This is a genomic window from Fervidobacterium sp. (genome assembly GCA_026419195.1).
In the GTDB taxonomy this organism is placed as follows: Bacteria; Thermotogota; Thermotogae; order Thermotogales; family Fervidobacteriaceae; genus Fervidobacterium.
Genome location: JANZZV010000010.1, coordinates 32,887 through 54,244, shown reverse-complemented (window position 1 = coordinate 54,244; position 21,358 = coordinate 32,887). Strand labels below are relative to the sequence as shown.

Annotated in this window: 17 protein-coding genes; 8 read left to right on the top strand and 9 right to left on the bottom strand. The window is 34.8% G+C overall.

Features of this window, described 5'->3' with window-relative positions; translation table 11 throughout:
- Nucleotides 1–14: 14 nt before the first annotated feature.
- Nucleotides 15–980 (bottom strand): LacI family transcriptional regulator, encoded by a 966-nt coding sequence (locus tag N2Z58_08090; GenBank protein MCX7654618.1) that lies wholly within the window; start codon nt 978–980, stop codon nt 15–17.
- Nucleotides 981–1,305: 325 nt separating this feature from the next.
- On the opposite strand from N2Z58_08090, the gene N2Z58_08085 reads away from it, so the two are divergent.
- The 7 genes from N2Z58_08085 (at nt 1,306) to N2Z58_08055 (ending at nt 10,199) form a co-directional block, all read left to right on the top strand.
- Nucleotides 1,306–2,637 carry a DUF4861 domain-containing protein gene (locus N2Z58_08085; GenBank protein MCX7654617.1) on the top strand — a complete coding sequence of 444 codons (1,332 nt, stop codon included), beginning with the start codon at nt 1,306–1,308 and terminating at the stop codon, nt 2,635–2,637.
- A 63-nt stretch (nt 2,638–2,700) separates the two neighbouring features.
- Nucleotides 2,701–4,857 (top strand): hypothetical protein, encoded by a 2,157-nt coding sequence (locus tag N2Z58_08080; GenBank protein MCX7654616.1) that lies wholly within the window; start codon nt 2,701–2,703, stop codon nt 4,855–4,857.
- 157 nt (nt 4,858–5,014) lie between these two features.
- Nucleotides 5,015–7,003 carry a glycoside hydrolase family 13 gene (locus N2Z58_08075; GenBank protein MCX7654615.1) on the top strand — a complete coding sequence of 663 codons (1,989 nt, stop codon included), beginning with the start codon at nt 5,015–5,017 and terminating at the stop codon, nt 7,001–7,003.
- Between the two features lie 63 nt (nt 7,004–7,066).
- Nucleotides 7,067–7,537, top strand: a complete 471-nt coding sequence (locus N2Z58_08070; protein MCX7654614.1) for a pyridoxamine 5'-phosphate oxidase family protein — start codon at nt 7,067–7,069, stop codon at nt 7,535–7,537.
- Between the two features lie 122 nt (nt 7,538–7,659).
- On the top strand, nt 7,660–8,079 hold the full coding sequence (locus N2Z58_08065) for a hypothetical protein (GenBank protein MCX7654613.1): 420 nt from the start codon (nt 7,660–7,662) through the stop codon (nt 8,077–8,079).
- Nucleotides 8,080–8,426: 347 nt separating this feature from the next.
- Nucleotides 8,427–9,410, top strand: a complete 984-nt coding sequence (locus N2Z58_08060) for a histidine kinase (GenBank protein ID MCX7654612.1) — start codon at nt 8,427–8,429, stop codon at nt 9,408–9,410.
- A gap of 51 nt (nt 9,411–9,461) precedes the next feature.
- Nucleotides 9,462–10,199, top strand: coding sequence for a LytTR family DNA-binding domain-containing protein (locus N2Z58_08055; GenBank protein ID MCX7654611.1), 738 nt, complete (start codon nt 9,462–9,464; stop codon nt 10,197–10,199).
- A gap of 16 nt (nt 10,200–10,215) precedes the next feature.
- Here N2Z58_08055 and N2Z58_08050 read toward each other — a convergent pair whose 3' ends face one another.
- The 4 genes from N2Z58_08050 to hrcA are packed head-to-tail and all read right to left on the bottom strand — an operon-like array spanning nt 10,216 to nt 14,345.
- A complete protein-coding gene (locus N2Z58_08050; GenBank protein MCX7654610.1) occupies nt 10,216–11,490 on the bottom strand; it encodes a hypothetical protein in 1,275 nt (424 codons plus the stop codon).
- A complete protein-coding gene (dnaJ, locus tag N2Z58_08045) occupies nt 11,487–12,602 on the bottom strand; it encodes a molecular chaperone DnaJ (GenBank protein ID MCX7654609.1) in 1,116 nt (371 codons plus the stop codon). The genes N2Z58_08050 and dnaJ overlap by 4 nt, the downstream gene beginning before the upstream one ends.
- A gap of 48 nt (nt 12,603–12,650) precedes the next feature.
- Entirely contained in the window at nt 12,651–13,277 is a 627-nt protein-coding gene (gene grpE / locus N2Z58_08040) for a nucleotide exchange factor GrpE (GenBank protein MCX7654608.1), read from the bottom strand.
- 45 nt (nt 13,278–13,322) lie between these two features.
- Nucleotides 13,323–14,345 (bottom strand): heat-inducible transcriptional repressor HrcA, encoded by a 1,023-nt coding sequence (gene hrcA / locus N2Z58_08035; protein MCX7654607.1) that lies wholly within the window; start codon nt 14,343–14,345, stop codon nt 13,323–13,325.
- A gap of 337 nt (nt 14,346–14,682) precedes the next feature.
- On the opposite strand from hrcA, the gene N2Z58_08030 reads away from it, so the two are divergent.
- Entirely contained in the window at nt 14,683–16,419 is a 1,737-nt protein-coding gene (locus N2Z58_08030; protein ID MCX7654606.1) for a methyl-accepting chemotaxis protein, read from the top strand.
- A gap of 52 nt (nt 16,420–16,471) precedes the next feature.
- Here the strand turns inward: N2Z58_08030 and N2Z58_08025 are convergent, their stop codons facing one another.
- Genes N2Z58_08025 through N2Z58_08010 form a run of 4 tightly spaced genes read right to left on the bottom strand, consistent with a single transcriptional unit; the run spans nt 16,472 to nt 21,308 of the window.
- Complete coding sequence (locus N2Z58_08025; protein MCX7654605.1) at nt 16,472–18,301, bottom strand: PQQ-binding-like beta-propeller repeat protein; 1,830 nt, start codon at nt 18,299–18,301, stop codon at nt 16,472–16,474.
- A gap of 49 nt (nt 18,302–18,350) precedes the next feature.
- Nucleotides 18,351–18,530 (bottom strand): MarR family transcriptional regulator, encoded by a 180-nt coding sequence (locus tag N2Z58_08020; GenBank protein MCX7654604.1) that lies wholly within the window; start codon nt 18,528–18,530, stop codon nt 18,351–18,353.
- A gap of 55 nt (nt 18,531–18,585) precedes the next feature.
- Nucleotides 18,586–19,641 (bottom strand): response regulator, encoded by a 1,056-nt coding sequence (locus N2Z58_08015; GenBank protein ID MCX7654603.1) that lies wholly within the window; start codon nt 19,639–19,641, stop codon nt 18,586–18,588.
- Nucleotides 19,629–21,308 (bottom strand): hybrid sensor histidine kinase/response regulator, encoded by a 1,680-nt coding sequence (locus N2Z58_08010; protein ID MCX7654602.1) that lies wholly within the window; start codon nt 21,306–21,308, stop codon nt 19,629–19,631. Before N2Z58_08010 ends, N2Z58_08015 begins: the two co-directional genes overlap by 13 nt.
- Nucleotides 21,309–21,358 lie beyond the last annotated feature (50 nt).

Below are 21,358 nucleotides of genomic sequence, written 5' to 3'. Positions count from 1 at the left end.
TAGAGTCGAATCAATTATTTAGAAGAATTTCTCTTTACAAAAAGTGTATACAAACATTGCTTATACGGATGTAAACTCTGACCAGTTAGTAATTCATACATTCTTTTCACAGCATTCATTCCAAGCTCAGATTTTTGCACACGAAATGTTGATAATCCTTCCCTTTCAGCAGCTGGTATGTCATCGAAACCTATTACACTAATATCCTCAGGAACTTTGTATTCCCATTCTCTCAATTTTTTGAGAGTTCTAATAGCAATAACATCGTTAGAACATATAATTGCCTCTGGTATCCAATCTCTCAATACTTTTCTTAGAACGTTATCAACATCCTCGTGTAGATCATCGTATTCGTACGTAATTGGCAACTTTCCAAATCTTGACATCGCACTCACATATCCGTTATATCTATCCCTAAACCCGTAATATTTTAAAGGTCCATGTAAATGAACAATTCTGTTGAAACCTTTGTGTATGAGTTCTTTTGTAATAAAGAACACCCCATCGTAACCATCACTCACTATGCTATTAACCCTCAAACCATCTATATAATGATCCACAAGCACAACTTTTGCTTTAGAACTTAGCTTAGTTATCTGCTCTTCCGTTGCATCGCTTCCAACAATTATGTATCCATCGTGGTGAATTTTAAAGTCCCATTCATCTAACAACATTAACTCAACCGAAATTTTGTACATGACCGAAGCATTTTCTATGGCTTCTAGTATAATCTTGTAAAAAATACCAATTTCCGTTGGAAGTATTTCTTGTATTCTTCTACTTATAATTACCCCAACTTCAAAGCTTCTTTTTCTTGCAAGTGCCTGTGCAGAAAAATGCGGTTTGTAACCAAGTTCTTTAATTGCTTTAAGTACTTTGAGTTCCGTTTCTTCAGAAACGTATCCCGTTCCATTTAATACCCTTGAAACCGTAGCAATCGAAACTCCTGCTTTCAAAGCAACATCTTCTATCGAAACCATATTCTTCACTCCTTATTAGTGTAAGTCCCTGAATCAAATTTCCATTTGGAACAACAACTTTTTAACATTATAAGAAAACGCTTACACATCGAAGATATTATACAATTTCGAATTTTAGGTTCCAAGTGATAGAAAATAAAGAAAAATAAAATAAATATTTGTAACATGTTGTTTTATTTGTTTAATTATTGTTATTTTAAATTTCTTGAAGAAAATGGACAAATACGAGATTAAATTATCACGTTAGAGATGGGTATAATACCATGTAGATATGTAAGCGTTTACTTATCCCTATTTCCACCATATTAGAGGGAGGTGTGTTGAGATGAAAAGGTTATTTGTGATGTTTGGAGTTTTGTGTACGTTGCTTGGTTTTGCTGCAACTGTTTCTATTCCGGTGGTAGCTGGAAACGTAGAGGTTCCGGTAGTATTACAGATGGGAAAGTTGGTTGACATCTTACCAGAGAATTTTGAACCAGATTGGACAAGTTTGAAGGTACTAATTGACAACAAAGAGGTGCCCTACCAGATTGATGATGTAGATGGGAACAAACGAGTTTCAGCACCAGATTACTTAGTTTTTATAGCCAAAGGTAACGGCAGAATACAAGTATCGGATCAAGCAGCTAAAGCCACTGTTTATCCAAGAGCATTTACCTTAACGAAGGCAGAAAAGGGTTGGACGATAAGGACAACTGATAACACTCTAGAAGTATTTGTAAATGAAAAAGGAATAGCGAGGATTACCCAATTTGGCGACGTTAAGGCAAATTTAGTTGACGAAATTGGAATTGCGAGGATAGCCGGTTGGTCAAGATCAACTTACTATGTCGACGGTAGCATTGGGAATCAACATGATGAAGAAACGTCATCCGGATTGAGGGTTGTAGATTTAAAGATATTTGATCCAGGACCTGTAGCTATTGGAATAAAAGTGCTTCTTCAATCTGAAAGATTTTTTGGATTGTTCCAAGATTTACTCGTATACGTATTTAGAAACGGTGATATATACGTCGACAACAATTTCTTGTTCTATAATTATGCTGATATTATGAAATTACAAACAATGATCACAAAACCAATTATACCTGCATTCGACGATACCGTACATATATTACCCGTGTTTAGAAGATTAGCTTGGGCAGATCAACTTGGTATAACACCTTATGAATATTGGCTCGAGAGAAATGCAATAAGAATGGTAAACAACATACCATATGTCGTCTTTCCTGCTGGACAGAGTATGAAACCACCATTCTGGGGTGCAACATATATATTTGCTTCAGCTGAAAGGTGGAGAAGCAATTATTCAGCAAAGGGAAGAGTTGGTATTGCCGAAATATTCCCGACAATTCCTCTTCTAAAAGCAGATTATGCAAAATGGCTAGAAGGAGATACCTGGGTTTACGAAAGTCTTGAGTTTAGAACAGGTATATTCAAGTGGGTCGCTGACGAATTCAATGCTTATCCAGCTACGGAAAATGTTTATCCAGTCTGGGGAACGAAGAAGGAAGCCATGCCAAACAGATACAAAGCAGGTGATAAGGTAGAACACACTATACTTTACACTTTATATAGGGCTAATACTGTCGAAGATGCGATAAAGTTTATCGAAGAAAAGAGTAAGTCTTTCAGATCACTTAAGATAGGTGAATAATGTCTTTCTTCGGGTCAGGCGAAAGCCTGACCTTATATTTCGTTATGAAGGCTGGTGAGAATAGTGAATATTAAAAGATTAATTGTGATTTTTGGAGTGATTGTTTTTATGATTACCAAAGGCTTTTGTGATCTTACTTCAAGTTTTAATGTTTCCCATCTTGAGAAGTTATCTGAATGGTTTTTGCTTGAAGGAGAGTTGGTGAAAGGATATTGGGTTTACGCAGAAAACAAGGGCAATACATTTATCCCTGTCGGTGCAATTAACGAGGGAGATTTTTGTGTTGATGATGTGGCAAGAGTTGTATTACTTTATTCAGAGGCTTATGAACTCACAAAAGATCCTCGGTATTTGTCACTGGCATTGGATTCGGCAAAGTTTGTCTTGAAAATGCAAGCAAGTGACGGAGAATTTTACAACTTTGCTTACAAGGATGGAACGATTAATAGATACGGTATTACGAGTATGAAATCTTCTGGTTGGTGGGCTCTACGTGCCTTTTGGGGACTTTCAAAACTTGCGAAGTTTACAGATCAACAAGATATACACAGAGCTATTGTAAGGGCGTACAACGCAATTAAAAAGAAACCGCCAAATTCAGCCGATCAGCTTGCTTTGTTCGTCTTGGGATTATGCAATTATTACGATGTTTATAAATCAGAAGATGTTCTAAGAGATATAAGTAGATACACTGAAAATTTGCTTGAGTATGAAGTAAAAAGTTTGGATATTCTAAGGGGTTTTTTCTCTGTCCACAAGGATCGACTTTTATGGAACGGTTGGGGAAATCATTATGCAGAGGCTCTGATTCGCGCTTACAAGGTTACGGGTAACACCAAATTTTTGTCAGTCGCGGAAAGATCAATAATTCACCAGTCCTCTATACTCGTTTCAACAGGATTGATATATTCAATTGAGAATTACTTTAAAATGTATCCAGAACTTGCTTATGCCTTAGAATGTGTTACTATTCCTTTGGTAGAATTATATGATTTAATCAAGCAAGAAAAGTACGCTATATTATCTTCCTTAATGATCTCATGGCTTTTTGGAGGAAACAGGCTTGGAGTTAAGATGTTGGGTGAAAATGGTGAGGGTTTCGATGGTCTAGAATATATGCATTACAATAGAAACGCAGGTGCTGAATCAACAATATGTAGTTTGAGAACGGTGCTGTACGGTACAAAGTTACCCAAGTCTTATCAGTCGTTGGCAAAGAATCCGGAAATAATCGGAAGATCTGGTTTAAACGTGCTTGAAGCTGAATCTTTTGACGTAGGAATATCTTCAGTTAAGTTACTAACTGGGGATTATGGTTCGGGTGCAAGTTTACAAATAGATGGAAGAGGTAGAATAAGAAAAGCGGATGTTGATAGTGAAATTTACCTTGTACTTTTAGCTGGTAATTTCTCAAACACGGCAATAACAGTAAGTGGTAAAACAAGCGTAAGAAGGGATTTAACTGGCAAAGGGATTTTTGAAATTGGTTTTGTTGAAGTTAGTGATAGTATATCGATTTCCAATTCGAATAGTTGCATTATAGACCAGATTGTTCTCATTCCATCTAAGATAGGAATCTCCTATGGTAAAGAAAACCCAAAGACTTTCATCTACGATACAAATTCCAGAAATTTCATAATCCAAAATGGACAACTTTTTAAGACAAAAGGTAAAGTTTTTTCCTTCGAATCAGTAGTAACACTTGAAAACTTGGAAAATTTTGGAATGATAAACTTGAGCGAATTTTTCAACAACGATGGTTTTGGAACACCAAAGACACCTGGAAATTTTGATAATTTAGGCAGTGTGTTAGGTGCTTATCTTCCGCAAAACGAGATTGACGAAGGGGTCATATACGTTAATAATGTACCATTTTATTTAAAAGTTAACGGTTTGGACAATGTAAGATGCGATCGACAAGTAATAGTTTTCCCTGAAGAAATGCAAATAAGAAAAATACATATTCTTGCCGCAGCTAATCATGGCGATTACGACGTAGATTTAATTTTGAATGATATCTACTATAGTTTTAAGGTTAAGGATTGGTGCAATTTTCCTGATGGTATAATATTTGATTACAGATACATATCTTCTGGAGAAAAACAATATATAAAATGTGGTATAAGTGTATATACAGTAGAAGTTAATAAAAAAATCAAGAAGATAACCTTGCCACAGCAAATCAACACACATATCTTTGCTATTACTGTAGAAAAATAGCTTGTGAAAAGAGATCAAAAACACTGGCTTTAGCCAGTGTTTTTTTGTTTTCTTAAGTTAGTTTTGAAAATGTTCCAAGACGTGTTTGCAAAAAATTAGAAAAATGTGAGAAAATATATTGTAGTCGTTCAACAATCCTTTAAAAGGGGGGAGTAGTATGCGTATGGTAAGACTGACAGCAGTGATTTTTTGTATTTTATCCATTATCTCGTTTGCAGCCATAAAAGTTGAAGGTAACAGGATTGTTTTCACATTCAGCTATCCTCAAGCAACTACAGTGCATTTGGCTGGGACATTCAATAATTGGTCAACGACAGCTAATCCTATGAAAAAACAAGGAGATCTATGGATAACCGAACTCGAACTTAAGCCTGGAACGTATCAATATAAGTTTGTGATCGATGGTGGTAAAGTATGGAGAGAAGACCCAGATGCACCAGGTTACACAGACGACGGATTTGGGGGAAAAAATGGTGTTTTTACACTTGCTCAGAAAGACGGAAAACTTGTCATACTTGCACCAGCTGCGGAGATAAAAGAAAAAGTTGAAATCAACACACAAAGGCAGGAAAACTTCTCTGTTGAGGATAACAATTACGTAGTTATCAAATTTTACAAACCAGGGGCAAAATATGTATTCATAGCTGGATCGTTCAACAACTGGAGTATGAGTGATACAGAATGTTATAGTTCAGGTGGTGGATGGTGGGAAGCTGTTCTTGAATTATCAGTTGGTGTTTACCAGTACAAATTTGTTGTTGATGGAAAGGATTGGGTAGTTGATCCAAACGCCCCAGCATATGTGGATGACGGTTTTGGAGGAAAAAATGGTGTTTTTGAAGTTTGGAAAGAAGATGGCAAACTCAAAGTTGGCGCTCCGAGAATTCAAAAACAAGAACCACAACAAGTTGAACTACCAAAAGAGAACATAATAAGAGCTATTCAATACGAGATCGACGGAAAACTTTCCGAGGCTGAAAAAGCAACGGCAAGTTACAGTGGAAAAGTAATAAAAGCTGCATACATTTCAAGAACATCTACAACTGCGTACGTTGCTATAGTTCTTGAAAAAGCAGCCAAAGATTATGTTGGTCAAAATGTGCTTTTTGAAGTTTATACCGATGCACCTAGAATGCTAGCATCAAACAAAAAGACTTTCAACAATACTACGCTTAGCAAGCCTGTAGGTTTCAGATTTTCTATAAACATGAGGACTTGGCAAGCAAGAAAACGCGGTACATTTTTTGCAGCTGCTGGAGATGATTCCTGGATTCTTCAAGCTAACACTTTTAAAGCAGCTGTCGATGACATAGTTGAACTTGAGATCCCATACGATATACTTGGAGTAAAAAGTGGAGAGTCGTTCAATTTGTACGTTGTGTGTTCGATTGAAGGCAAAGACGAGATAGTACCTCAAGATGGTGTAGTTATAAAAGCGCCAACCATGCTTTCCGGTAATGTAATAGCAAAGTTTGTAGACAAAATCGGTGATGATTACGGATTTGGAACATACACGTATCCAAAAGATCCTGCATTTGCTCCATACAAGGGACTGTGGGATATTACCGAAGTTACTGTACTTGAAAATGATGAAGCTTTCGTTTTCAGCATAAAATTCGCTGAAATGACAAATCCATGGGCATCGCCAAAAGGATTTTCACATCAGTTAATAAACATCTACCTTGATACAAAAGAAGGAGGAAAGGTATCAACTTACAAAGAAGGTGCTCGGGTACAATTCAAAGATCCATGGGATTACTTTATAAAAGTTGCCGGTTGGCCAGATGATAGAATAGTTTTCGCCACTGCAGATGGTAAACAAATACAAGAAGCAATAACATACGAGGCAGATCCGGCTGATAAAGTAATACACATAGTAGTCTTTAAAAAATACATCGAAGTGAAAAGAGGTATAAAAGCGTACATATTGTCGCTTAGTCAAGATGGGTACGGCACAGATCATATAAGACCTATCTCAAAAGATTCTACTCAATGGACACTTGGAGGATATCCCGCTGATTCTAAGGATTTCGCTCCGTTCGTGCTCGATATAATCGTCCCAGAAGGATACACCCAAGAACAATTACTTAAATCATACGTACCGGGTCAATCCTATGCCACCTTGATTCCTGTGGTGATTAAATAACCTGTCAATGCTTACCAGCATCTTGGCTGGTAAGTTTTTCAATTAATGAAAGGGGAGATAGAGTTGGAAAGGTTTCCTAAGATGAGAAGAAAAGATAGAGAAGCGTCTAAACAAAAAGCTTTTGAAATACTCTCTTCGGCAGATTACGGTGTTTTGTCAACATTTAACGGTGAGTATCCTTATGGAGTACCTGTGAATTACGTTTTTTGTGATGATTTTATTTACATCCACTCAGCCCCTGAAGGACATAAATTGGAAAACATAAAAAAATTTCCCAATGTTTGCTTTACAGTGGTAAAATATTGCAAAGTTTTACCTGATGAATTGTCAACAGCTTACGAAAGTGCTATTGTTTTTGGAAAAGCACATATTGTGGAATCAGAAGAAGAAAAAAGGGAAGCACTCGAAAAAATAGGTATCAAATACTCAAAAAATTTGGATAAGATACAAAAAGAAATTCAGGAGAATATCGACAAGACTTGCATCATAAAAATCAAAATAGAACACATAAGTGCAAAAACGAGAAAAGAATAGAAAAATTTTAAGTTTACTAAAGGATCTAAGATTTTGGTAAACTAATAAAAAACTGAAAACCTATATATACCTGTTTTTTATTCAAAAAATACATTTTCAAATACTTCTTAGGAGGTGACAACATGAAGAGAATAGTAACTATGCTTTTGGCAGTGCTGCTTGTGTATTCATTGACCAATACCACAGCATTTGCGGCAAAGAAAAAGGAAGTTACCAGCGTAGGTGCCATATATGAAATCGACAGTTGGCTTGGTGCAACATATGAACTTTTCCTAAAAGAATACGAGCTCAAAATGCCAAGAAAAATTAAACTGAATTTCACATCATCCGATTCTGAGTTCTATTCCTTTGCCAAGATTAAAGCAGATGTTGGAGCAATTACAATAGAAGGAACTATTATAGTCTCTGGAGGACAAGTGACATCCAAAAATAGGACGGCACTACTAAAAGAATTAATTCGATTAACTTTGATGGAAAACAACAAAGCAAAAGATGCAGACAAAATTATAAGAAATTTCTTCGAAAAGCACAAAATTAAATAGTTTGATAAGCTCAATAGTTTTGCGAAAAATAACATGCCCCCTAAAAGGGGGCACTTTTTTTATCTGAAAATTACAAGTTATAGCTCTTGCAAAAATTACCTTTTTGTAGACAATTGATTGACAGATTTGCAATCAACTTCAGAAAATTTCATTTGAGATGATTAAAGACTAATTATCACTGCTAAGAACTTCGAAACCTGCGACGCCTTGATCTTTAGCTTCAGTTAGTCTCAAAGTAAGTTTTTGCACCTCTTTCCCTAAATTTTGTGCGTAAAGCTGCACAAAAATGCTTGAAACAAAAAACAGCCTATAGGTGATATAATAATATGCGAAAGAGGGTGGAATATGTGAGAGTGATTTTGTTTCTTCAACTCATTGTTTTAACTACTTTAACCTATTCTATGTACTTGCTTCCATCAAATGTATATCTCATCTCTGTGCTTTCTATATTTGTAATTTTCAACACTGTTGGTTTATTTTATTATGTGTTCAGAATGTGGTTTTCAAATATAAAAAATGGGAAGAATTCTGCAAAAATTTTATATACTATTGCTCTTGTATTTTCAGCTCTAAGTGTTGCTTACTTACTAATAAACCTGTTTAAGTTTTGGATAGAAAGATATTCGCAAGATGTGTTGACTTTATTCTTAAACACAGTATTGATAATATTGAGCTTCTTGGTTGTGTCATTTGGGATCGCCTACTTGACATTAAAAAGGGAACTCGAAAATCAACTTTTTGAGAATGAGAAATTAAGAGAAAAACAACTAATCTTCAAACTCGAATCTCTTAAATCAAAATTAAATCCACACTTTTTGTTTAACTCAATTGCAATCGCAATTTCCATGATTGACTTAGATGAAAGCAAAGACAAACTGAAGAATTATTTGTTAAACATAACTGAACTATTAAGAATGAGTATTGATGCACCTGAAGTTTGGAGTGTAAAAGAGGAATTTGAACTTGCGAGCAAATATTTAAACATTCAAAAAGAAAGGTTCAATAATTTTGATTTTAAAATTATAGTTTCCGAAGCATGTTTGAGTAAACAGATACCATCTTTAATCCTCCAGCCTATTATTGAAAACTCTATACTTCACGGTATTTCAAAAATAAAAGAAGATGGACTAATAACTATTTCATGTGAGACGTTGAATGACCAGGGAATTGTTATAGAAGTTAAAGATAATGGTAAGGGTGCTGAGCGTATTTCAAAAGGAACAGGCTTAACTATTGTGGAAGAAAGATTAAATTTATTTTCAAAAAAGTCAAAATTGGAATACTTAAGTAAAATAAATGAAGGAACTTGTGTAAAATTATATTTGGAATAATTTAGAATAACTATCAGATTTTTCAAGCTTTTGATAGAAAGGGTGGACAAAATGACTTGTATAATAATCGAGGATGAGAAACTTATCGCACTTTCACTTGAAAAAATGCTCAAAGATGAGGGACTTACGGTGCTTGGAATATCGTCTGATATCGAAGAAAGTGTGGAGCTAATCGATCGGCTAAAGCCTGATATCATTTTCTTAGACATAAATCTTGGCAAAGCAAATGGTTTTGAGATATTAAGAAGGATATCTCACAATCCATACATCATCTTTACAACTGCTTATTCAGAATATGCTGTAAAAGCCTTTGAAGAGAATGCAATTGATTATATATTAAAACCTATAAAGAAAGAGCGACTAAGAATGGCAATAGAAAAAGTTATAAAAGCAAAAGAGCAAAATCAGTTAAAGCAAACTTCGGAATTTTTAGACCTTTTCAGAAAACTTTATGTGAAAACTCCACAAAAAATAAATATCGAAACTGCAAATGAAGTTCACTTGGTTGATGTTGATGAGATAATATACCTGAAGTCAGAGGAAAAATATACATTTGTATTTTTGAAAGAAGAAGTTTTAAAAACAAGAGAAGCATTGAAAGATATTGAAACTAAACTTCCACAGGACAAACTCATTAGGGTTCATAAATCATACATAATATCTTTAAAGTACATAAGAAAGATAATCAAGAACTACTTTGGAGGGATGGCAGTCGAAATGACAAATGGAGATATAATTCCCGTTGGTCGAAATTACAAAGAACACCTAAAAAATACAATAGGTCTTTAGCTATCGTTCTTTTGACCTACCTTGGAAAAACACGAATATAACCAACCATCTTGCCATTAACTAAATTTGTACCCGTCAGGAATACAAATTCGTCGTCCAAACAAGTTGAAAGAAACGAACCGTACAAAGATTGTATTGGGTATTCTATAAGTACTGGCTGTGAATTTTCCAAACCGGAAGGAAGAATTAACTGACCATGCCATAGTTGTTTAGTCCCAGTATCTTTGTAGCCGGAGAATGCGATAGTTACTTTTTCTTCATCATCTTGAATTACTTTTAGAGAATTAATCCTTGTATTTTCAGAAAATACCTTCATGTAATCAACTCTACCAAGTTTTGATATCTTTGCAACAAACGATTTTTCTTTACCATCTTCGTAAACATAACCACCTACAAAAATTCCACTTTTCGAAATACATATATCCAAGGGAAATATACTCCTCAAATTCAAGAATGCACATTCCCAAAGTTTCTGCCCTTCCGAATTATATGCTATTGTGTAACCATCATATCTGACACCATCTGTAAAGGAATTTGAAAAACCAGTTACTACTATGATGTCGTTTTCCGGATCATAATCAGCGCTGGAAGCTTTGTCCCATCTTGTTCCGCCAAAACTTTTACTCCAGATCAAATCTCCCACATCGTTCACTTTTACTATCCAATAATCATGTCCACCAAAGTTTTCAAATACATCTCCACCTTTCATGGAGTTATCACCGATAAAAACATAACCACCTTTTACTTTTAAGATCTTATAAGCTCTGTCCCAATCTGGGCCTCCGTATACTTTACTCCAAAGTGTGTTTCCACCTGAATCTATAAGTACAAGCAGCGCATCATATCTACCTCTCACACCAAATTCTTTGGACGATGTTACACCGAGTACTAGATAATTGTCCCCATTTTTTAAAATATCAAATCCCCATTCATCACCACTACCTCCAAATTCTCTTCTCCATTTTTCTTTTCCTTCATTGTCAAGCGAAACAATAACAATCTGATACTTTTCAGAAGAGTTTTTCAGAAAACTTCCAACAGCCAATATCTGATTATCATCTCTAATAACTTTGTTAAACCTTGTTTCATAACCGTACAGTAGTGAAATTTCACTTTTGAAAAATTTTCCTTTGTTGCTCTCCGCGTTTGCAAACAACTGCTGTGGCCTAATAAAAAACAAGTATATGCTAAACCATGTTAGATTGATTAGTAACAAAGAAAGAAGTATTATCATGGTTTTTTTTGGCAATCTTGATTTGTTCTTCTTTAGCTTCTTACTATCAATTCTCAAATTTTCACACCTCTCTCTTTTGCTATTTCTTTCAGTAACTCCCTTTCCCTATGTGATACCCGTTTTGGAATCCTTACAATTATATTTGCAACAAGGTTTCCTCTTTTTCCTGTTTTTATATTTGGGAATCCCTTCCCACGAACAATCAGCTTTTCGTTAGGCTGTGTACCTGCTGGGATTTCCACATCCACTATTTCACCACTTGGTAAGTTGACTGTAACATTTCCACCCAATATTGCTGTCACATATTCGACTGGCACATCAATTATTATATCATCACCATCCCGTACATAGTCATATGTTTTTCTAACATTTACGTGGATATATAAATCACCATGCTCTCCTCCGTTAATTCCTGAGTTTCCTTTTCTTGGAATGCGTAAAACAGTACCGTTTTCAACCCCTGCAGGAATATTAACAGTTGTTGTTATCCGTTTACGTATTCTTCCGTTACCTCTGCAAACATGACATATTTCTCCGGGTACATTGCCGCGACCACCGCATACATCACAAGTGTATTGATTGATGAATACACCAAATGGTGTACGTCTTTCTTCTCTCACAACACCTGTACCGTGACATTTGGAGCACGTAACCCATCTACTACCTGGTTCCACTCCCTCACCATGACAATTTTCACATTCTGCGTACACGTCGTATTCAACGGAGATCTCCTTCCCAGTAAAGACGTCCTTTTCATTAATTGTAACCTCCAAATTAACATCTTCACCACGTTTTGGGACTTTTCTTGCGCTTCTTTGTGATGTTGATTGTGTCCTTTGACCACCGAAAAATATATTGAAAATATCATCATTTAAAAAATCTCTGAATATATCCTCAAAACCAAAGCCAGTATTATTTTGCTCGTATGCATATGGAGTACCCTCTCCAACGTATCCAAATTTGTCATACATTGCACGCTTTTGAGGGTCAGATAAAACCTCATATGCCTCCTGTATTTCCTTGAATTTTTGCTCTGCAATTCTTTTTTTGTCATCTGGATGTTTATCAGGATGCCATTCTTTTATAAGCTTTTTGTAAGCTGCCTTTATCTCTTCATCACTTGCATTACGTGGTACCCCGAGAATTTCATAATAATCTTTTTTTGCCATTTAAATCACCTCAACTCTCATCCAAAAACTTACGAACACTGGTCTCGATTATTCTTGCTCTTCTTTTGGTTCTTTTGGTTCTGATTTTCTTGGCTTTACTGCAACCTTAACTTTAGCTGGTTTTATAACTTGACCGTTGTACACATAACCTTCTTCTATGACTTCTAATATTGTATATTCTTCCACATCTTCCCTCTCTTCTCTCTCCATAGCTTCATGTGTGAAAGGATCAAATTTTCCATTCGTGTCTATAGACCTCAGTCCTTCATTTTCAAGTAATTTTACGAATTTTTCAAATATTTTCTTGGTGCCATTGTAAAATTCCTCAAGATCTTTAGATTTTTCAAAATAATTGAACGCCCTTTTAAGATCATCAATTACCGGAATTAACATCTTAAGCATTCTCAAAGCAGTGTTTTTTGAAACTTCTTTTAATTGCCTTTCACTATCCATTTTATAATTTTCGTACATAGCCTTTATAACCCTGGCAGCGTTTTGGATCTCTCTTAACTGGTTCTCCAGTTCTGTTATACGCTCCCTTAACTTTTTATTCTCCTCTTCATACTGATTTGCTTCTTGTTGCTGAACAACTGTATTTTCATTATCTTTCTTTTCTTCAGAAAGTTTGTCTTCATTGTTTATCGCTTGTTCTTTTCTTTCTTTTTCAATGTCCATACCAAATCCTCCTTTTCAAAAATTAATTAAATCAACATCAAGACGTTAAATATTCCTTGAAACAACTGTGAAATATTCAGTCAGTCTGTTTAACATGTATTCAAAACTATCAATTATTTGATCATATTTTCCAAATTTGTCAAATATCAGAGCCACCCTACCTATAACCTTTTTTTCTACATAAAAATCTCCCAACATGACCGAAAAATCATCCAGAAATCTTAAACCATGTTCTTTTCCAACGTATATATCACTTTTTAGCTCAAAAACATCCTTGTAAAATGTTTCACCTGTTACATATCCAAGAACACTTTGTAGTTTCTTAAGATTCATCCTGTCATTTGAAAGTAAGTTGTAAAGTCCATCTGTTATGTAATCCTCGTAGCTTTCCATCGAAAGTCGTTCAGTAATTTCCAGAAAACTTTTGTCTGTTGTTGAAAAATCAATTTCCTTGAAATTGTTAACTCTAAACATTATCTCACGAAGGCGAACTTTAAATTCATTCAGTGTTAAGCCACTCATAATTTTATTTAGTAACTCCTCAATCTGTTGTATATCCGTGACTTCTCCGTGCTGTAGTGGTATTGATGAACTCAGCCCAAGTGAGGTGATTATATTCGCAATCGAAAAATTCTTGCTTACAGGAGTAACAACAATTCTCCTAATTTGTAGGTTCAAAGGACTGGGCTTTTCAATTACAACCATTCCTTTTGTTGATGAACTCAACAACCTAGCAGCCCCAGTTAGTACTTTTTCCATATCACCTATTGGAAAATTAGCGGCTGCTTCAACGTAAGTGCTTTTAGATTTTATTTCTTCCCTTATCTTTTTCAATTCGTTTACATAAAATCTTAGCCCTTTATCTGTAGGAACTCTACCAGCAGAGGTATGTGGTTGGAAAATATATCCAAATTTCATCAGTCTGTTCATATCATTTCTAATAGTAGCACCTGAACGTTCTATAGTTGCATTTTCAAGTACCCTCTTTGAACTAACAGGGGTTTTCGTGTTTATGTATTCTTGCACTATGCAGTACAATATCTTTTTTTGGCGTTCGGTAATCTCCATATACTTCACCCCTTACCAATAATTATTCTCAAATCAACTCATTTTTTGGCAGACTTATTAGCAAACTCAACTGTAGTTTGCTAAATAATATTATAACAAATCTTTATTTGTTGTCAACCTTTTCACGCTATGCTTTTGTCAAAGAAAAATTGTTTTAATACATCAACGTATGTTGTTGTTGTTTTGTTGCTTAAAAATTACATAAAGTCACTAATATTTTACACAAATTGCAGTAAAAAAAATCACAAGTATCATAAAATCAAATATGTAAGTGTTGGAAACGACTATATTCGAAATGGTTTAATTTTATCTTGATTTTTCAACCGGAGGGATTGTTGTGAATTTATCGGGAAACTTAACAAAGGAATTGATCGATGATTTTAAAAAGGACGTTCTTAAGTCTTTGTTATCGATCATCTTTCTGGTTGATCCTCCAGCACTACTTTTATCTTATTACGTCTTTGCTGGTTTAAAAGATTATCCTGTCTGGGTTATTTTGCTTGGGTATGGAATTATGGCAGCTACCCTAGGTGTTTTTACTATTTTTCTTTCGCGTTTTCTTGCACAAAAAGCACTTATTAATGGAAATTATAATGTTCCTACTGTGCTCTCGGTAGTGCTCTTCTTAATGAATTTTGTTGCAGCAACTTTTATAGGTATATTTGCAAAATTCATCCAACCTTTGCCCGAGGAAACTTTAATTTTAAGACTTTCGGGAGCACTTGCTATAAACGTTAATATCTTGGCAATATTTGTATTTATATATTCCAAATCAAAGTTGTTAAAAGAAACATCTGATGATAGATATACAAAGGTAATGGTACCAATCTCTCTGAAGCTTGTACTTGGTGTTCTTTCCATTTCAATGTGGATTGGTCCCTTGCTTTTAAAGTACTTACTTTCGAAGATGGAACTGCCATCTGAGCTACAAAGGAATTTTGTTATTACCAACGTTGGACTTAACATTATATTGGCGTTTTTTATTATATTTTTGTCAAGACGCATATTAAGTGGCATGCCGAAGATTATAGAAGTTCTTTCTCTCGTTTCAACTGGAAATTTAACGGAGAGTGTAAATATCAAATCTGTAGATGAATTTAGGTACATCTCGGCTAAGATAAATAAAGCTGTTGGTGGTGTCAGAAATGTTTTGAGAGAGACCTTTCAAACTTCAAATTTTTCTGTTGAAGTTCTTTCTGCGTTGACATCAAATTTCAACAACTTTGAAAAAACTGCAAATAAGACGATTAACGCCGTACAAACACAGCAATCCGGTATTGAACGTATTACAAGTTCTATACAAGAGATAACAGCAAATATAGAGCAACTATCAGAACAATCTTATTCACTTGCAGATTTAGCTGTAAAAGTTCAAAGACTTTCAGATGAACTGGATGAAAAATCTAAAGCGAGTATTGAGCAGCTCAAGAGGGTTGAAGAAACAACCTCTGGGTTTGTCAAAGAATATGAGGTATTGGAAAAGGGAATAGCGGAATTAACAGAGGCAACCAAGAACATCAGTAACATAGTGGAAACTGTCCGTTCTATTGCAGAGCAGACTAATTTGCTCGCACTTAATGCCGCAATTGAGGCTGCAAGGGCTGGTGAGGCTGGTAGGGGCTTTGCCGTTGTGGCAGATGAAATAAGAAAACTTTCAGAGGAAACAAAGCGCTCAACAGATACAATTACATCTACAATCAAAGCAGTAGAACAATTTTCTAGAGTTTTGAGCAAGCAGATCGAAAATTTGAGAAATGGTATCATTTCAACAGAAAGTGGATATAAAACATTGTTTGATACCTTCGAATATCTACAAAAAGCAATTTCAGATATTTCAAGTGCCATAAATACATTAGCCGCTCATAGTGAAGAACAGAATGCATCTGCTGAGGAAATGAGAAGTGGTGCGAATGAGATTGTGGTAAATGTCTCCAAAATATCAAGTCAAGGCGAGGAAATCTCGGAAGTAATGCAAAATGTAAGTAAACAATTAGATGGTTTGTCTGAGAAACTAAAAGAAACGATAAATGCTTTCAACAATTTAAAAATATCCCTTGATAAGTTCAAAGTTTAAAACTTTGGCTTCAAAACTAAAAGAAATCCTGCCCAAAAGCAGGATTTCTTTTTTAGTTTGAAATCTTTATCATTTTCAATGTTCCATCGGTAAAGGCAAGAAAGGTTTTGTTATCCAAAATTATTGGATTTAAAAGGATATAAGATGGATGTATTTTCACTTTTTGTTCAATTCTACCACTTAAAGAAACTACTACTAATTCTCCACTTGTGGTTCCAACGACAAATTTGTCACTTGATAATTTCTGGGCAACCGAGCCATAAATAGGTGATCCTACAGGTATTTTTACACGAATTTGTGGAACTTTGGGGTCTAAGATGTAAATGGTACCATCTATGGAAGATACCACAGCTAACTGGTTTATTTTACCCACAGAAGAATATCCTACTTTTAAACCTTTCAACTCCCACTTTTTGCTACCGTTGATGTAGTCAAACGCTTGCAATGTACCCGAAGGATTGGTTACAAGTATCAATTCATTGAATATCTGCGGTGTTGAAGCACCAGCTGTTGTGTAGTTCAAGCCTGTTGGAATTCTTAGAATCAGTTCACCATCTTCGTTTACTACAGTTATGTCTCCTCCCCAAGATGTTTGAAAAAATAAGCCATCTTTGTACATCGCTGGTGCCTGAACAAGACCACCTAAATCATGAGTATTTGTGATAGATAAGTTTGGTAATTTGATTATATGAAGTTTTTTTCCACAACCAACTGCCAGGGATCGCATTCCTACCTTCATCGCAAATATTGGGGCATTTAAATTCACAATGCGGGTAATCTTACCAAATTTTGAATCTATCAAATGAATTTTACCTTCAAGATCACCTACCAATATCGTATTTTTGTAAACTTCTATGTTTGAAACAACTGGACACGAGAGTTTTAACTTCCAAACTAGTTTTCCGTTTGAATCAATACAGATAACATTACCGGAATAATCTACCACATAAATCATATTATCAAAAAATACTGGTTGAGATAAGATACTATTTTCCATTTTATACGAAAGTAATTCATCAAACGCTTGAGAAGACTTAGGTAATTCAGGTAATTTAACAGAATTATATTGTTGATTTTTTGAATTCTTCGATATTGATCTTACCAACTCAAAGTTATAGTGACCAATATTGTCTTTGTTTACCGCTAACTTCCATATGTAGAACTGATTTTTATCCCAACTTAGAATCGTTAGCCATCCATCTTTCGCAGCACCCAAGCTTTGGAACCAAGTTGATTTATAACCTCCATATCTTTGATAACTGTGGAGATGTCCAAAGAACACCAAAAAAACGTTTTCATCTAATAAATTCATTAATTTCCATCCATCATCCGTATAGTTTGATGGCCCACCAAAAGGATGGTGTGATAAAAGAATAATTGTTTTTGATTGTTTTTTGCAATCTTCCAATTGCTCTTTTATCCAACGAATTTGTGGTTCACCAATATGTCCAAATTGTTGAAAATACAGCGAGGTGTCTATTCCTATAAAAGAAATATCTTGTATATCCACTTTGAAATTTTCATAAAGTCCGCCTTCTATGTTTTTTGTTTTCCAAATTCTGTAAGCCCATCTTACATCATGGTTACCAAGAAGAATGTTGTACGGAATCTTAGAGTCAGACAGTAACTTTAAATAATTTTCTAGTTTCTCAAATTCGCTTTCCTTGCCCATTTCGGTTAAATCACCAAGCAAAAAAACATGCAAAGGTTTTAAATCTGTAACAATTTTCAAAACATTTTGAACTGTTTTAGAAGCGTATGGGATGTGCAAGTCGGCTAATAAAACGACAAAACCATCATGCTCAAAAAATGGTGTTGCAATAATATATAAAGAAAACAAAAAAACATACATCATCAAAATTATGATGCTTAATTTGTTCATGTCGTCACTCCCAAGCTTGTCTTTTAAAATGCTATACGAACAAAAATTGTTATTTTTTTATTTGATAAAAACATCTTTTTGGAGAATCTATCTTGCCATCTTTTTTCAATTCTTTCAATATCTTTTCTACGTCCTCTTTTGAGAGACCACTTTTTTCTGCTATGTCACCTGGTCTAAGAGGTTCTTTACTTTCCATTAATACTTTCAGAACAAGTTCTTTTTTCTCCATCAAGCCATACCTCCTTTGAATATTTGAATAAAGGATTTATTCAATCATGAAAGAATCATAAAATTTTACAGCTTTTTAAGTAATAGCATCTAACTTCGTCTCTCATTTTTAGCAATGTGTCCACCACATGTGGGTTATACCATAAACCTCTTAAGCTTTCTATTTCATCGAATGCTTCATTTAGACTTCTTGGTTCTTTATAAGGTCTTTTTGAAACGATTGCATCTAAACTGTCAGTAACGGAAACTATAGCAGCAGGCAAAGGAATTTCTTCACCCTTTAACCCATTTGGATAACCTGTTCCATCCCACTTTTCATGGTGGTAAAGAGCAATATTTGCCGCATAATTAAGTATAGAAGATGAACTTGTTTTAAGTATCTCATATCCAATTACGGTGTGTTTTTTCACAATCTCGAATTCATCATGTGTTAGTTTATTTGGTTTTAGAAGGATCGAATCATTTATACCTATTTTACCAATGTCGTGAAGTGGAGCTGCAAACTGTATCATTGTTACTTCTGAAGGTTGGAGCCCTAATTCTTCAGCTAATCTACCGCTTATCCATCCAACGCGAAGTGTATGTTCATGTGTTTCGTAATCTCTAAACTCAACAATTTTATAAAGTGTTTCTACAAGTTCGAATGTTAATTGATTGTTTTCTTCTATTAGTTTTTCAATTTCATCAAGTTGCATTGAAAGTTGGGAGAAAATTTGTGTGGTAAGACTCAACCTAAATTTGTGAAATGGCAGATTCTTTTTTAAAAACTGAAGTCTTGCTGAAAGAAGTAATAAATCAATCGGTTTCGTAATAAAATCATCAGCTCCGGCATTTGCCGCTTCTTCCATAATTTCTTTGTCGCCATAGGCTGTCAAAATTACTACTACGGCAGGATACCCCATAACACGTATCATTTTTGTGGCAGTGATTCCATCAACTTGTGGCATGTTTATATCCATCAATATTATGTCTATGTCCTTTTCTTTTTCCAATATACCTAAAGCCTCTTTACCATCTTCCGCACTTACAACTTGGTAACCTTCGTATTTTAACATCTTAGTAAGTAATTCTCTTATTTCTATTTCATCTTCAACAATCATTACTCGTACCAATCAAAATCTCCCCTTTCGTTCACAGTAGCTGCCACTATAATATTATTTGATACCATAAGCACCTTGCTTATAATCTGCTCGATTTCATAAACTTCATCGTGAGCCACTGTAACTACTATCAGTTCGCTCTGGGGTATTTTAAAAGGTTCGTCAAGTGGAACTAAATTACATTTTGAATTTCCACAGAACTGTTGTAACTTGTCCTTAGAGTTTGAAATTATTTCGTATGCCTTTTTTGTGGTCAAAAGTGTGATGTCTTTGCCAAATATAGAGGAAAGCTTGAACAACAACTTAAACGTATCTTTTACTACGTCAAATTCTTCGACGTTTCTTAATTGGCTTCGTCCACCTGTGTAAACAAAAAATTTTGTATTGGCTAACGTAGGTTCTTTTCTAAGCATAAGTATTAATTCGTCTCCACTTACATCCGGCAAACCTAAGGATGTTACTATAACATCAGGAGTATGCTCAAGAGCTAAAGCGTAAGCTTCTGCACCATTTCGAGCCACTTTCAGGTTATTTTCTTCAACGGAACGTCTAATAATTTTCTCAAGATTTTTGTCTGGATGAACCAGTAAAACTTGTACGCGTTCTTTTCTTTCGACTATTGTTGGTCTAAGTAATCTTGGTATAATAACTTCAAAAGTTGTTCCTTTCCCTAAACTACTCTCAACATGAAACTTACCATTCAAAAAGTCAACAAATTTCTTGACTATCGCCAATCCTAAGCCCGTGCTTAGTGTAGTCCTTTCACCGAAGAAAGGGTCGAAGATATGTCTCATCTGTTCTTCTGAAATACCTTTACCACTATCTGATATTCTTATAAATACCGAGTTGCTTGACACGTTTAACTCTCCACGAACAAAACCAGTGTCTGTATACTTTATTGCATTACTCAAAAGATTAGAAATAATAGTAGTTATTATTTTGTAATCACACGAAAACGTCTCGGCGCCAGAAAATTGGAAATCAAATTGTAGTCCCTTGTTAATTGCTAAAAGTTTGTATTGATTTATTAATTTCTCAAAGCTTTTTACATAGATCAATTCAGATTTTACGATTACCCTTCCCGTTTCTACCCTTGAAAGTTCAAGTAAATTATTTATAAGCTCTCCCGATTGCTTTGCAGCATCTTCAATAGCTTGGATAGGTTCTTTTAGATGACTCGCATCACCAAAAACGTTCATCTTAATCAGTTGTGCATTCCCAAGTATAATACTGAGAGGTGTTTTTAACTCATGGGATATGGAACGTACAAAGTTTATTCTGTATTCATCCAATTTTTTTAACTCCTCTATGGTTTGATTCAATTTCTCGCGTAATTCGATGTTTCCCATGGCAAGACTAAAACTTGGTAGTAGTGCATACAATACTTCTTTTGTATTATGAGATAAGTTTTTATGGTATAAAATTATGTTGTCAAGTCTAACACTTTCGATAGACGAAAGATTTTGCAAATTTTCTAATGGCAGGTCTTCAAATGCTTTTGTTGAGTAAAGTAACACATTTTTGTACCACACAGAATACTCTTCATCAGATGTTGAGGGTAGGAACGAAATAAGGGTTCTAAGCAAGTTCTGAATTTCACTTACAGACTGAACTTTTAATAGCTCCTTCCCTATGTTGACAATTAAACTCAAATATTTTTTCTCACTTTCAAAATTCATTTTATCACCTTCTTTTTACTGAATCATTCAAATTTATTGAAAAACTTAAA